This window comes from Streptomyces thermovulgaris, from assembly GCF_002155915.1.
In the GTDB taxonomy this organism is placed as follows: domain Bacteria; phylum Actinomycetota; class Actinomycetes; order Streptomycetales; family Streptomycetaceae; genus Streptomyces; species Streptomyces thermovulgaris.
Map to the genome: position 1 here is coordinate 1 of NZ_MUME01000266.1, position 13,191 is coordinate 13,191.

Genomic DNA, 13,191 nt, shown 5'->3' on the forward strand with positions numbered 1-13,191 from the left:
CCGAGCACCATGGCCGCGGTGCCCATCCCGTTCTGCGGGGGCACCGCGGCCATGGTGCTCGGCATCCTGGCCTGCAGCCTGTTCTGCCTGTACGGGGTGTTCTCGGTGGTGCTCGGCATCGTCGCCATCGTGCTCGGCGTCAAGGGCCGCCGGCGGGTCGAACGGGGCGAGGCCGACAACCACGGCCAGGCCCAGGCGGGCCTGATCACGGGCATCATCGGCCTGGTCCTCGGTCTTGCCATGGTGGCCCTGATGGTCGCCGTCATCGTGGCCGGCATCAAGGCGGAGGAGTCGGAGGACTCCTCCTACGACGCCCACGCCGCCCTTCCCGCGGCGACCGCCCCGATCGTCCCCTGACCCCGCCGCGTCCCGGGGCGGGGCGCCGCACCCACGGGCCATGGCCGGAGAACGGCACCGGGCGGGGCCCGGTGCCCCGCCCGGCCGGCTCCGCGGGGCACCGCCCCGCCGGTCCTACACCCCCGCCCGCAGCCGGCGCCGTGCCTCCATCAGGGCGAAGCCCAGCAGATTCGCGCCGCGCCAGCGTTCCGGGTCGCTCGCGCCGTCGTCGGTCGCGGCCAGGCCGATCCCCCACACCCGGTCCACCGGGCTGGCCTCCACCAGCACCCGGTCGCCGGTGTTCAGCAGGAACTCCCGCAGCGCGGGGTGGGAGCCGAACTTGTGGACGTTGCCCTCCACCACGATCCCGAACCGCTCCCGCTCCCATGTCCGCTCGTCGAAGCCGCGCACGAGCCGCCCCGCCTTCTTGGCCTCGGCCGGGTGCCGTGCGGCCAGCACCCGCCGCTCCGCCTCCGCGTCGGCGAAGAGCCGGGCCTTGCCGGCCATCATCCAGTGCTCGGCGGTCGGGTACGGCACACCGTCCACCACGAACGGCGACGGCCACCACTGGCTCAGACAGCTCGCACCCAGCCGGCCGTCCGGGCGCGGCCGATGACCCCAGAAGTGCAGATACTTGACCCGTCTCCCGGCGCGGACCGCCCTGACCAGGGCCTCCCTGGAATCGATCTCTGTCATGCGCGCGAGTGTGGCACGCGCCACGGACAGCCTGTCTCTCCTTTTCCGGCCCCGCTTGACACCCGGTCGACAGATTCCGTCGCGTAATCAAAAGGCAACAACGGAATCCCTTGTTGGAGTCCCTTGATTCTGTCAGGATCGGCACTCAAATTGAGCTGGAGCTACGCCACCCACCCCCGATGACGGGGCACGGCGGAGGGGAGTGACATGCACAACCCGGGCACCGCCCAGGACCGGTTTCCGGCGCAGGAACGTTTCGCGGACGGCGCGCAGTACATCGCCGGCAGACTGACCGGAGGAACCTCGGGCCGCACCCACGCGGTCGTCGACCCGGCCACCGGCGAGGAGGTCTGCACCTACGAACTGGCCGGCACCGACGACGTCGACGCCGCGGTCGCCGCCGCACGCGAGGCGTTCCCCGACTGGGCCGGCGCCACCCCCGGCGAGCGCTCGGACGCGCTGCACCGCTTCGCCGCCGTGCTCGCCGAGCGGGCCGAGGACTTCGCCCGCGCCGAGTCCCTCCAGTGCGGCAAGCCCCTGAAGCTGACCCGTGAGTTCGACGTGCCCGGCACGATCGACAACACCGCCTTCTTCGCGGGCGCCGCCCGGCATCTGCAGGGCCAGTCGGCCGGCGAGTTCTCCGGCGACCACACCTCCTACATCCGCCGGGAGCCCATCGGGGTCGTCGGTTCCATCGCCCCCTGGAACTACCCCCTGCAGATGGCCGCCTGGAAGATCCTCCCGGCCGTCGCCGCGGGCAACACCATCGTGCTCAAGCCCTCCGAGCTGACCCCGCTGACCTCGCTGATGTTCGCCCAGGCCGCCACGGACGCGGGCATCCCCGAGGGCGTCATCAACATCGTCACCGGCACCGGCAAGGAGGCCGGCGAGCACCTGGTCGGCCACCCCGATGTGGCCATGACCTCCTTCACCGGCTCCACCGCCGTCGGCAAGCGCGTCGCCGAGATCGCCACCGCCACCGTCAAGCGCATCCACCTGGAGCTCGGCGGCAAGGCCCCGTTCGTGGTCTTCGACGACGCCGACCTGGAGGCCGCCGTCAACGGCGCGGTCGCCGGCGCCCTGATCAACACCGGGCAGGACTGCACCGCCGCCACACGCGCGTATGTGCAGCGCCCCCTGTACGAGGAGTTCGTCGAGCGGACCGCCGCCCTGATGGAGACCGTCCGGCTGGGCGACCCCTTCGCCCCCGGCACCGACCTCGGCCCCCTCGTCTCGTACGCCCAGCGCGACCGCGTCGCCGGTTTCGTCGACCGCGCACGCGCCTACGCGCGCGTGGTCACCGGCGGCGAGGCGCCCCGGGGCGAGCTGAGGAACGGGGCGTACTACCGCCCCACTCTGATCGTGGACGCCCCCCAGGACAGCGAGATCGTCCAGTCGGAGGTCTTCGGCCCCGTCCTCGTCGTCCTCCCCTTCGACACCGACGACGAGGGGATCCGGCTGGCCAACGACATCCCCTACGGTCTGGCCGCCTCGGCCTGGAGCCGGGACGTCTACCGGGCGAACCGGGCGACACGGGAGCTGAGGGCGGGGTGCGTGTGGATCAACGACCACATCCCGATCATCAGCGAGATGCCGCACGGCGGGTACAAGCAGTCCGGCTTCGGCAAGGACATGTCCTCGTACTCGTTCGAGGAATACACGCAGATCAAGCACGTCATGTTCGACAACACGGCGGTGGTCCGCAAGGACTGGCACCGCACCGTCTTCGGGGACCGGTAGCAACGACCCTGGCCCGTGAGCGGGCCACCTTCCCGAAAGGGCACCACGCGCATGGAGCAGTACGAGTCCGACCGCCCCGCCCCGGCCCGGACGGCCGCCGCACGGCGCGGCCCCCGAGGCGGCGCCCTCCTCAGCCGCCGTTCGCTGCTGCGCGCCTCCGCGGGCGGCGCGCTCGCGGCCGGCGGAATCGGGACACTGAGCGCCTGCGGCATCCCCCCGGCCGGCCGGACGGCGGGCGGTGTCACCACCGAGGACCACTCGGCGAAGGAGAAGGTCGTCAACTTCTCCAACTGGCCCGTCTACATCGACGTCGACGACAGCGGCAAGAGGCACCCCACGCTCGAGGACTTCACCCGGCAGACCGGCATCAAGGTCAAGTACACCGAGGACGTCAACGACAACACCGAGTTCTTCGGCAAGATCAAACCGCAGCTCGCCGCCGGCCAGGACACCGGCCGGGACCTCATCGTCGTCACCGACTGGCTGGCCGCGCGGCTGATCCGGCTGGGCTGGGTGCAGAAACTCGACCCGGCGAACCTGCCGCACGCCTTCGCCAACCTCGCCGGTCACCTCCGCAGCCCGGACTGGGACCCGGGGCGTGCCTACTCCTACCCCTGGCAGGGCGTCTCGACCGTCATCGCCTACAACAAGAAGGCCCTGGACGGCATCGAGGTGACCTCGGTCTCCGACCTGCTGGACAACCCCAGGCTCAAGGGCCGGGTCTCCTTCCTGTCCGAGATGCGCGACAGCGTCGGCCTGACCCTGCTCGACATGGGCAAGGACCCGGCCAAGGTCACCGACGACGACTACGACGCGGCGATCGCCCGCCTGCAGAAGGCCGTCGACAAGGGACAGATACGGCGCTTCACCGGCAACGACTACACCTCCGACCTCACCAAGGGCGACATCGCCGCCTGTGTCGCCTGGGGCGGTGACATCGTCCAGCTCCAGCAGGACAGCCCCGACGTCGACTACGTCATCCCGGAGGCCGGCTGGATGCTGTCCACCGACAATCTGCTGATCCCGAACAAGGCCCGCCACAAGGCCAACGCCGAACGGCTGATTGACTTCTACTACCAGCCGAGGCAGGCCGCCCGGCTCGCCGCCTATGTCGCCTTCATCAGTCCCGTCGACGGCGCACGGGAGGAGCTGGCCGGGATCGACAAGGAGGCTGCGGAGAACCCGCTGATCGTCCCCACCAAGGACGTGGCGGCCAGAGCCCATTCCTTCCGCGCCCTGAGCGACAAGGAAGAAGCGGCCTACGAAGCGAAATTCGCGAAGCTCACAGGGGCGTGACGACGATGAGGACCACCCACGACCACGGCGGCGACGTCCGCCTCACCCGCATCAGCAAGACCTACGGCGGCTTCACCGCCGTGCACCCGCTGGACCTGACCGTGCCGCAGGGCACCTTCTTCGCCCTGCTCGGCGCCTCCGGGTGCGGCAAGACCACCACCCTGCGCATGATCGCCGGCCTGGAGGAGCCCACACAGGGCACCGTCCACCTCGGCGACCAGGACGTGACGCACCTGCCGCCCTACAAACGCCCGGTCAACACCGTCTTCCAGTCCTACGCCCTCTTCCCGCACCTCGACATCTTCGAGAACGTCGCCTTCGGTCTGCGCCGGCGCGGCATCAAGAACGTGCGCAAGCAGGTCGAGGAGATGCTGGACCTGGTGCAGCTGGGCGAGCACGCCCGCAAGAAGCCGCACCAGCTCTCCGGCGGCCAGCAGCAGCGCGTCGCGGTCGCCCGCGCGCTGATCAACCACCCCAAGGTGCTGCTGCTCGACGAGCCGCTCGGCGCCCTGGACCTGAAGCTGCGCCGCCAGATGCAGCTGGAGCTCAAACGCATCCAGACCGAGGTCGGCATCACCTTCATCCATGTCACGCACGACCAGGAGGAGGCCATGACCATGGCCGACACCGTCGCCGTGATGAACGCCGGCCGCGTCGAGCAGCTCGGCTCGCCCACCGACCTCTACGAGAACCCGAAGAGCACGTTCGTCGCGAACTTCCTCGGCACCTCCAACCTGATCGAGGCCGAGGTCGACACCCGCAGCGGCGACGAGATCGTCCTGAAGGCGGGCGGCTGCAAGCTCTCCCTGCCCCGGGCACGGTGCTCGGCCCCGGTGACGGCCGGCGGCAAGGTGCTCGCCGGCATCCGCCCGGAGAAGATCTCCCTCACCCACGCCGACGACGCGGGCCGGGTCCCCGAGGGCCGCAACCGCCTCACCGGCACGATCACCGCCTCCAGCTTCATCGGCGTCTCCACGCAGTACATGATCGACAGCCCGGCCTGTCCCGGCCTCGAGGTCTACGTCCAGAACCTCGACCGCGACGCCCGCCTGGTGCCCGGCGCCGAGGTCGTCCTGCACTGGGACCCGGCCCACACCTTCGGCCTGGACGCCGCCCAGGACATCGACGCCGGCGTGGAGGGCGTGGAGCCGGACGAGGGGGTGGCCGCCTGATGGCCGCACTCACCCGGGCGCCCGCCCCGCCGGCGCCTGCCGGCCCCGAGCAGAGACCACCGCGCAGACGGGGCCGCCTCACGCCGTACTGGCTGCTGCTGCCCGGCCTGCTGTGGCTGGTGCTCTTCTTCGTCCTGCCGATGGTCTACCAGGCCTCCACCTCGGTGCAGACGGGCTCCCTGGAGGAGGGCTACAAGGTCACCTGGCACTTCGTGACCTACTGGGAGGCGGTGTCCGAGTACTGGCCGCAGTTCGTCCGCTCGGTCCTCTACGCGGCCTCCGCGACGGTCCTGTGCCTGCTGCTCGGCTACCCGCTCGCCTATCTGCTCGCCTTCCGCGCGGGCCGCTGGCGCAATCTGCTCCTGGTGCTGGTGATCGCGCCGTTCTTCACCAGCTTCCTGATCCGCACCCTGGCCTGGAAGACCATCCTCGCGGACAACGGCCCGCTCGTCGGCGCCCTCGACGCCCTGCACGTCCTGGACGTCACCAGCTGGCTCGGCTGGACCTCCGGCGACCGTGTGCTGGCCACCCCGCTCGCGGTGGTGTGCGGTCTGACGTACAACTTCCTGCCGTTCATGATCCTGCCGCTGTACACCTCGCTGGACCGCATCGACCCGCGGCTGCACGAGGCGGCGGGCGACCTGTACGCCAGACCCTTCACCACCTTCCGCAAGGTCACCTTCCCGCTGTCGATGCCGGGCGTGGTCTCCGGCACGCTGCTGACCTTCATCCCCGCTGCCGGCGACTACGTCAACGCCGACCTGCTCGGCTCCACCGACACCCGCATGATCGGCAACGTCATCCAGACACAGTTCCTGCGGATCCTCGACTACCCGACGGCCGCGGCCCTGTCCTTCATCCTCATGGCCGCGATCCTCGTCATGGTCACCGTCTACATCCGCAGGTCCGGCACGGAGGATCTGGTGTAAATGGCCTTCGTCAACTGGCTCAAGCGCAACCTCGTCGTCATCGCCGGACTGCTGACGCTCGGCTACCTGCTCCTGCCGAACGTCGTCGTCATGGTGTTCTCCTTCAACAAACCGAAGGGGCGCTTCAACTACCAGTGGCAGGAGTTCTCCACGGACGCCTGGAAGGACCCGTGCGGCGTCGCCGACATGTGCGGATCGCTGGCGCTCAGCCTCCAGATCGCCGTCTGGGCCATGATCGGCGCCACCCTCCTCGGCACGATGATCGCCTTCGCGCTGGTCCGCTACCGCTTCCGGGCCCGCGGCGTGGTGAACTCGCTGATCTTCCTGCCGATGGCGATGCCCGAGGTGGTCATGGCGGCCTCGCTGCTCACCCTGTTCCTCAACATGGGTGCCCAGCTCGGCTTCTGGACCATCCTGATCGCGCACATCATGTTCTGCCTCAGCTTCGTCGTCGTCGCCGTCAAGGCGCGCGTGATGTCGATGGACCCGAGGCTGGAGCAGGCCGCGCAGGACCTGTACGCCGGACCGTTCCAGACGTTCCTCCGCGTCACCCTGCCGATCGCGGCCCCCGGAATCGCCGCCGGCGCGCTGCTCGCCTTCGCGCTCTCCTTCGACGACTTCATCATCACCAACTTCAACTCCGGTTCGACCGTCACCTTCCCCATGTTCGTCTGGGGCGCGGCACAGCGCGGCACCCCCGTCCAGATCAATGTCATCGGTACGGCCATGTCCGTCATCGCCGTCCTGTGCGTCGTGATCGCCATGGTCATCAGCAATCGACGCACCCGGCAGAAGGCGTGAGAAACCGCGCGTGAGAAACCGCGCGTGAGAAAACCGTGAGAAGACACTGACGCCGTCTCGCCGAAGCAGCGGAACCGACTCTGTAGGGAGTTGAAATCATGGCCACAAGCGCCATGAGCCGTGAGAACAAGTGGATCACCGCTCTCGCCGACGCCCAGCCGGTCCCGTACTGGCTGGACGACCCCGGCAGGCCCCGGCCGGAGCCCGCGCTCACCGGAGCCGAGAGCTGCGACCTGCTGGTCGTGGGCGGCGGCTACAGCGGACTGTGGACCGCGCTGATCGCCAAGGAGCGCGATCCCGCCACGGACGTGGTGCTGGTGGAGGGCCACGAGGTGGGCTGGGCCGCCTCCGGCCGCAACGGCGGCTTCTGCGCCGCCTCCCTCACCCACGGCCTGCCCAACGGCCTGACCCGCTGGCCCCACGAGATCCACAAGCTGGAGGAGCTGGGCGCCCGCAACCTCGACGCCATCGAGGAGACGGTCGCCCGCCACTCCATCGACTGCGAGTTCGAACGCACCGGCGAGATCGACGTCGCCACCGAGCCGCACCAGGCCTGGGAACTGAAGGAGTGGTACACGCAGGCACAGCGGAGAGGACTCGCCGACGGCATCGAGTACCTCGACCGGGACGCGGTGCGCGCACAGGTCGCCTCACCCACCTTCGAGGCCGGCCTGTGGAACCGCCGCGGTGTCGCCATGCTCCACCCGGCCAAGCTCGCCTGGGGCCTGAAGCAGGCGTGCCTGCGGCTCGGTGTGCGCCTCTACGAGCACACCCCCGCCCTGACCCTGAAGCAGTACGGCATCGGCATGGAGGTCCGCACCCCCTACGGCCGGGTCCGCGCCCACCGGGTCGCCCTGGGCACCAACGTCTTCCCCAGCCTGGTCAGACGGGTCCGCCCCTACACCGTCCCGGTCTACGACTACGCCCTGATGACCGAGCCGCTGACCGACGAGCAGATGGCGTCGATCGGCTGGAGGAACCGCCAGGGCCTCGCGGACAGCGCCAACCAGTTCCACTACTTCCGCCTCTCCGCGGACAACCGCATCCTGTGGGGCGGCTACGACGCGATCTACCCCTACGGCGGCCGGGTGCGCGCCGAGTACGACCACCGCCCGGAGACCTACGCCAGGCTCGCCGGGCACTTCTTCACCTGCTTCCCGCAGCTGGAGGGCATCCGCTTCACCCACGCCTGGGGCGGCGCGATCGACACCTGCTCACGCTTCTCGGCCTTCTTCGGCACCGCCCACCAGGGCAGGGTCGCCTACGCGGCCGGCTACACGGGCCTCGGCGTCGGCGCCACCCGCTTCGGCGCCGAGGTGATGCTCGACCTGCTGGCGGGGGAGCGCACCGAGCGCACCGAACTGGAGATGGTCCGCACCAAGCCCCTGCCCTTCCCGCCCGAGCCGTTCGCCTGGACCGGCATCGCCCTCACCAAGTGGTCCCTGGCCCGCGCCGACGCCAACGGCGGCCGCCGCAACCTGTGGCTGCGCACCATGGACCGTCTGGGCCTGGGCTTCGACAGCTGACCTCCGGCGCAGTCCGTCCCCGAGAGCCGCGGCGGGGCCGCTCACGACCAGGGTGAGCGGCCCCGCCGGGAGGCCGGGCAGGACCGCGGAGATCAGCTGATGGCCCGGTGGCCCTCGAACTTTGTCGGCGCCGTCAAGCCCGTGGTGTGCCCGACACCGGCCACATGGTCGCCGAGGAGGCGCAGGCTTCCTGAGTCCGGCGTCGTCTTCTCCGTCGGGGAACTCGCCGGAGCTCACGGACGGAGGGCCGACAGGCCGAAGTTCGACCTTGTGTGCGTTCGGTGCCGTTGGTCCGCTTCGCGTGTCCCACCCGGGCGGTGTGGTGCCGCCGTTGAGACCGGCGCCATTGAAGAACGGGGTGTCCGGGTACTTCTTGTGCATGATCGACCACGAGTGCCGGGAGCCTTCGACGGACGGGTCGATGCAAACCGGGTGCCGGGTGTCCTCCCCGGTCAAGAGCTCCTCGCCGGGGATCAGGGACAGGGAGCCCTCGTCAACCCGTACGTCCACGGTGGCGTTCCGGCCGCCTTCGCCGACCCCACCGGCGAGCCCTGCGAGGAGTGCATCAGCGGCCAGTACAACTGCACCTGCGGTCGCAGCACCGGCGACGTCAGGAAGGTCACCTTCGGCAAGAACTATGTGAAGGAGACCAAGGCCCGGGGCGGCACCAGCTCGCCGGACTGCACCGTTCAGAAGAACACCAATTACCGTCACGTCTACGTCAAGGGCAAGGGTGTCACCCGTCCCACCGCGGCCCAGCGTGTCAGGTCCGCTCAGATCGAAAAGCAGAAGCGTCTCGAGAGAGCGCAAGGCCGCCGAAGCCCGGCACAAGAAGAACCAGCAGGACGAGGGATTCTTTGCCAAGCTCCGGCGCGGAGACTTCAAGGGTGCGACCAGCACCGGCATTCGCAACACGCTGGAGGTCACCGGTGTGGGAATCGAGGCGAATGCCGTGGGTGTTTGTCTCGGTGTCTCTGGAGGCACGTGGATCATGGGCAGCACGGGAAGCTGTCTCAGGTGAGCCGGAACTCTGACGGCAACTGGGATCTTGGTGTAAGCCGTTCACCAGCCGTTTCTGCTGTCGGTGGGGGTATGTCAGCCGACCTCACTTGGCCTCACTTGGCTGTCCGGCAACGCTGACTCGCTTGACCGGCTCAGAGGCTGGGGCTGGGATGAGGAAGTCTCCGGTTATTGCATTTTTGGAGTCGTTGCCAGCCATGAGTCTGGCTTCAACCTGGACAGATCATGGGTGAGGAACGGTAAAGGCGAGCCGGTGTGGGCCACTGAGGCGGGTGGCGGGATCGGCATCGAGGCAGGGGTGGAGATGGGTGTCAACTGCACCTGGGGATGCTCGCTGCGACTCGGCTGCAGCTGAGGAAGAATCTTGTGCCGCCGGCCCGGAAGCGACTTCCTTCGATGCGGTTGACGCCGCATCGGGTCTTGTGGGGAAAGGGATGACCCTGGACGGAGTGCCGGCCGTGCAGGTCCTACGACGCGGTTCCTGGCCCGTGTTCTCCCGGTTTCCGGTGCCGCTCGGGGCGGCGGGGCTGATGCTGCTGTTCCCCGAGGACGGCGGCGAACAGGCCCCACCGGTGGGTGCGGTGGTCCTGGAGGAGCGGCGACCGGCCGCATCGCCCGAGGCGGTGAGCACCCCCGGTTCCACCAGACGTCCGGTGAACGCCCTTGCGCCGTTCCGTGGGTGATGGGCCGTCTCCGCCGTCCGTCGGTGCGGATGCTCCCGCTCGATCCGGACGGCCCCGGGTGTGCCAAGCCGCCGGACCGGCTCGTCGGGATCCGCTGACGTCAAAGGCCGGATCTGCGGGGCGGATCCGTGCTGCGGCGGGGCAGTCTGCTCAGCAGCCGCAGCGTGGCGAGGAGCACCGTGCCCAGGCACCAGCTGGCCACGACGTCCAGGGGCCAGTGGTAGCCGCGCCGTACGAGCCCGTACGACACGCCGAGCACGAGGGCGGCGCACACGCCGACGACCACGCACCGGGCGAGGACGGTTCGCAGCCAGGGCAGGAGCACCAGGGCCGCGCCCCCGTAGGCGACGGCGGCGGTGGCCGTGTGCCCGGAGGGGAAGTAGCCGGTCCCGGGCGGCACGGCCGCCGTGCCGTGCCGGGCCGTCCACGCCTTGAGCGGCAGGACGAGCACCGGCACCAGCAGCATCAGCCCCGCCGCCCCGAGCGGCACCGACCACCACCGGTCCCTGCCCGCGGCCCGTCCCCGCCAGGCCGCGTATCCGAGCACGGCCGCCAGCACGGGGACCGCGACCTGCACGTTCCCGAGGTCCGCGAGCAGTTCGGAGCCCCGGTCCGGGTGCAGCAGGGCATCGCTGACGTCCCGGTCCACGCCCAGCAGCGGACCGTGGCTGACGACCTGCCAGGTGATCAGCGAGAACAGCAGGACCGGAAGCCCGACGAACCAGACGAGAAACAAGGAGACCCGCGAGGACGACACGCGCACAGCTTCGCAGGTGCGGCGGCGAGTGGCGGATGCGGGCCGCGGTCGAGTCCTCCGTCGTGGGTTCTCGTTCGGGCATGTGGCCCAGAGCCGCCCCTTGCGCCCGCCGCCCCGGGGCACGGCGAAGGGCCGGCGCGAGGAGGAGGGGGGAGAGCTGCGCCGGCCCTGCGGGAACGGCCCGCTCGTCGGCCGTCCGGACCGGGACGCCGCACGCCCTGGGGGGTGTGGGGCGGCGACGTCCGATCGGTGAGGAGGTTCGGAGCCTGCCGGCTCCGGGTGTGCGCGCGAGGTACGACCAGGTCGAAGCCGGGAGGCCACGGCCTGTCGCCCACAGTTTCCCGTGGGCGGGTGTCCTTCTCATCCGAGAGGAGAAGCTACGGCAGCGGGGGGACGCAGAACAGCCGGATCGGCGCCCTGCCATCCACCCCGCACACCTTCTTCACAGGCTCTGCCGCCGACTGGGTCAGGCGTGCGGATGCGCCGCTCAGATGTCTCAGATGCGGGCGAACGCCTGCTCGATGATGTCCAGACCCTCGTTCAGCAGGTTCTCGCCGATCACCAGCGGGGGCAGGAAGCGCAGCACATTGCCGTAGGTGCCACAGGTCAGGACCAGCAGGCCCTCGGCGTGGCAGGCCTTGGCGAGGGCGGCGGCCGCCTCCGGGTTCGGCTCCTTGGTCGTGCGGTCCTTGACCAGCTCGATGGCGATCATGGCGCCGCGGCCGCGGACGTCGCCGATGGCGTCGAACTTCTCGGCCATGGCGGTGAGGCGGGACTTCATGATCGCCTCGATGTTCTTCGCCTTGGCGTTGAGGTTCAGCTCCTTCATCGTCTCGATCGCGCCGAGCGCACCCGCGCAGGCCACCGGGTTGCCGCCGTAGGTGCCGCCCAGGCCGCCCACGTGGGCGGCGTCCATGATCTCGGCGCGGCCGGTGACGGCCGACAGGGGCAGACCGCCGGCGATGCCCTTCGCGGTGGTGATCAGGTCCGGGACGATGCCCTCGTCCTCGCACGCGAACCACTGGCCCGTGCGGCAGAAGCCGGACTGGATCTCGTCCGCCACGAACACGATGCCGTTGTCGGCGGCGAACTGGCGGATCGCCGGCAGGAAGCCCTTGGCCGGCTCGATGAAGCCGCCCTCGCCGAGCACCGGCTCGATGATGATCGCGGCCACATTGGTGGCACCGACCTGCTTGCTGATCTGGTCGATGGCCATCGCGGCGGCCTCGGGGCCGGCGTTCTCCGGGCCGGTCGGCCAGCGGTAGGGGTAGGCGACCGGGACGCGGTAGACCTCGGGGGCGAAGGGGCCGAAGCTGTGCTTGTACGGCATGTTCTTCGCGGTCAGCGCCATGGTGAGGTTGGTGCGGCCGTGGTAGCCGTGGTCGAAGACCACCACCGCCTGGCGCCCGGTGTACGCACGGGCGATCTTGACCGCGTTCTCCACGGCCTCGGCGCCGCTGTTGAACAGGGCCGACTTCTTGGCGTGGTCGCCCGGCGTGAGCTCGGCCAGCGCCTCGGCGACGGCCACATAGCCCTCGTACGGCGCGACCATGAAACACGTGTGGGTGAAGTCGGCCAGCTGGGCGGAGGCGCGGCGTACCACGGCCTCGGCGGACGCGCCGACCGAGGTCACCGCGATGCCGGAGGCGAAGTCGATGATGCGGTTGCCGTCGACGTCCTCGATGATGCCGCCGTCGGCCCGGGTGACGAAGACCGGCAGCACGGAGCCCACGCCCTGCGCGACCGCGGCGGTACGGCGGGCCTGCAGCTCCTGCGACTTCGGGCCGGGAATGGCGGTGACGACGCGGCGCTCCTGCTCGAGTGCGGTCATGAGGGCTCCCTGATGATCGTGCGTGGGTTGAAGAGGAAGCGACGGATGGGTGCGGTGAACCACCTGGGGGACGCTGTCTTCTTTTCTCGCAGGTTAGGGCGGCGGGAAAGAGGGGGGCATGCTCCATGTGGGCGTTGTCGGCGGTCGCGGTTGTCCGCGATGGACAGAGAGAGGGAGGGAGAAGGGACGGAGCGGCGGGCGGGGAAGGAGCGGGGAGAGGGGTGCGGCCGGAAAAGAGAAAACGCCGGCGCCGAGGCGCGCGCCATGGCGCGCAATCGGTGAACTCCCCTTGCCCGGACGTTAGATTGACTCGCTGATGGTGGACGGAACGGCTGGCCAGGGGGCAAGGTCGATGGACGACGGGACGCACGACGCCCGGGGTGCGCATCCGAAGCACGCCGGGC

Annotated in this window: 11 protein-coding genes; 8 read left to right on the forward strand and 3 right to left on the reverse strand. The window is 69.9% G+C overall.

Annotated features, from left to right (window positions below; translation table 11 throughout):
• The coding region (locus tag CCN35_RS20115; RefSeq protein ID WP_245863297.1) for a DUF4190 domain-containing protein at positions 1-357 on the forward strand (357 nt) is incomplete at its 5' end.
• Positions 358-471: 114 nt separating this feature from the next.
• Here CCN35_RS20115 and CCN35_RS20120 read toward each other — a convergent pair.
• Positions 472-1,032: a riboflavin biosynthesis intermediates N-glycosidase gene (locus CCN35_RS20120; protein WP_067395816.1), complete on the reverse strand. Its 561-nt coding sequence runs from the start codon at positions 1,030-1,032 to the stop codon at positions 472-474.
• A 207-nt stretch (positions 1,033-1,239) separates the two neighbouring features.
• On the opposite strand from CCN35_RS20120, the gene CCN35_RS20125 reads away from it, so the two are divergent.
• From CCN35_RS20125 to CCN35_RS20155, 7 genes are all read left to right on the forward strand, one after another.
• Positions 1,240-2,772 carry a gamma-aminobutyraldehyde dehydrogenase gene (locus CCN35_RS20125; protein ID WP_067395522.1) on the forward strand — a complete coding sequence of 511 codons (1,533 nt, stop codon included), beginning with the start codon at positions 1,240-1,242 and terminating at the stop codon, positions 2,770-2,772.
• Positions 2,773-2,823: 51 nt separating this feature from the next.
• Positions 2,824-4,068, forward strand: a complete 1,245-nt coding sequence (locus CCN35_RS20130) for a polyamine ABC transporter substrate-binding protein (RefSeq protein ID WP_067395519.1) — start codon at positions 2,824-2,826, stop codon at positions 4,066-4,068.
• Positions 4,065-5,240 carry an ABC transporter ATP-binding protein gene (locus tag CCN35_RS20135; RefSeq protein ID WP_086793806.1) on the forward strand — a complete coding sequence of 392 codons (1,176 nt, stop codon included), beginning with the start codon at positions 4,065-4,067 and terminating at the stop codon, positions 5,238-5,240. Before CCN35_RS20130 ends, CCN35_RS20135 begins: the two co-directional genes overlap by 4 nt.
• Positions 5,240-6,169 carry an ABC transporter permease gene (locus tag CCN35_RS20140; protein WP_086793808.1) on the forward strand — a complete coding sequence of 310 codons (930 nt, stop codon included), beginning with the start codon at positions 5,240-5,242 and terminating at the stop codon, positions 6,167-6,169. Before CCN35_RS20135 ends, CCN35_RS20140 begins: the two co-directional genes overlap by 1 nt.
• Complete coding sequence (locus CCN35_RS20145) at positions 6,170-6,970, forward strand: ABC transporter permease (RefSeq protein WP_067395510.1); 801 nt, start codon at positions 6,170-6,172, stop codon at positions 6,968-6,970. It abuts the gene before it with no gap.
• A 98-nt stretch (positions 6,971-7,068) separates the two neighbouring features.
• Complete coding sequence (locus tag CCN35_RS20150; protein WP_067395507.1) at positions 7,069-8,496, forward strand: NAD(P)/FAD-dependent oxidoreductase; 1,428 nt, start codon at positions 7,069-7,071, stop codon at positions 8,494-8,496.
• A gap of 1,454 nt (positions 8,497-9,950) precedes the next feature.
• Positions 9,951-10,199, forward strand: coding sequence for a hypothetical protein (locus tag CCN35_RS20155; protein ID WP_067395503.1), 249 nt, complete (start codon positions 9,951-9,953; stop codon positions 10,197-10,199).
• A 100-nt stretch (positions 10,200-10,299) separates the two neighbouring features.
• Here the strand turns inward: CCN35_RS20155 and CCN35_RS28765 are convergent, their stop codons facing one another.
• On the reverse strand, positions 10,300-10,956 hold the full coding sequence (locus tag CCN35_RS28765; RefSeq protein ID WP_236560632.1) for a phosphatase PAP2 family protein: 657 nt from the start codon (positions 10,954-10,956) through the stop codon (positions 10,300-10,302).
• Between the two features lie 496 nt (positions 10,957-11,452).
• Entirely contained in the window at positions 11,453-12,787 is a 1,335-nt protein-coding gene (gabT, locus tag CCN35_RS20165) for a 4-aminobutyrate--2-oxoglutarate transaminase (RefSeq protein ID WP_067395500.1), read from the reverse strand.
• Positions 12,788-13,191 lie beyond the last annotated feature (404 nt).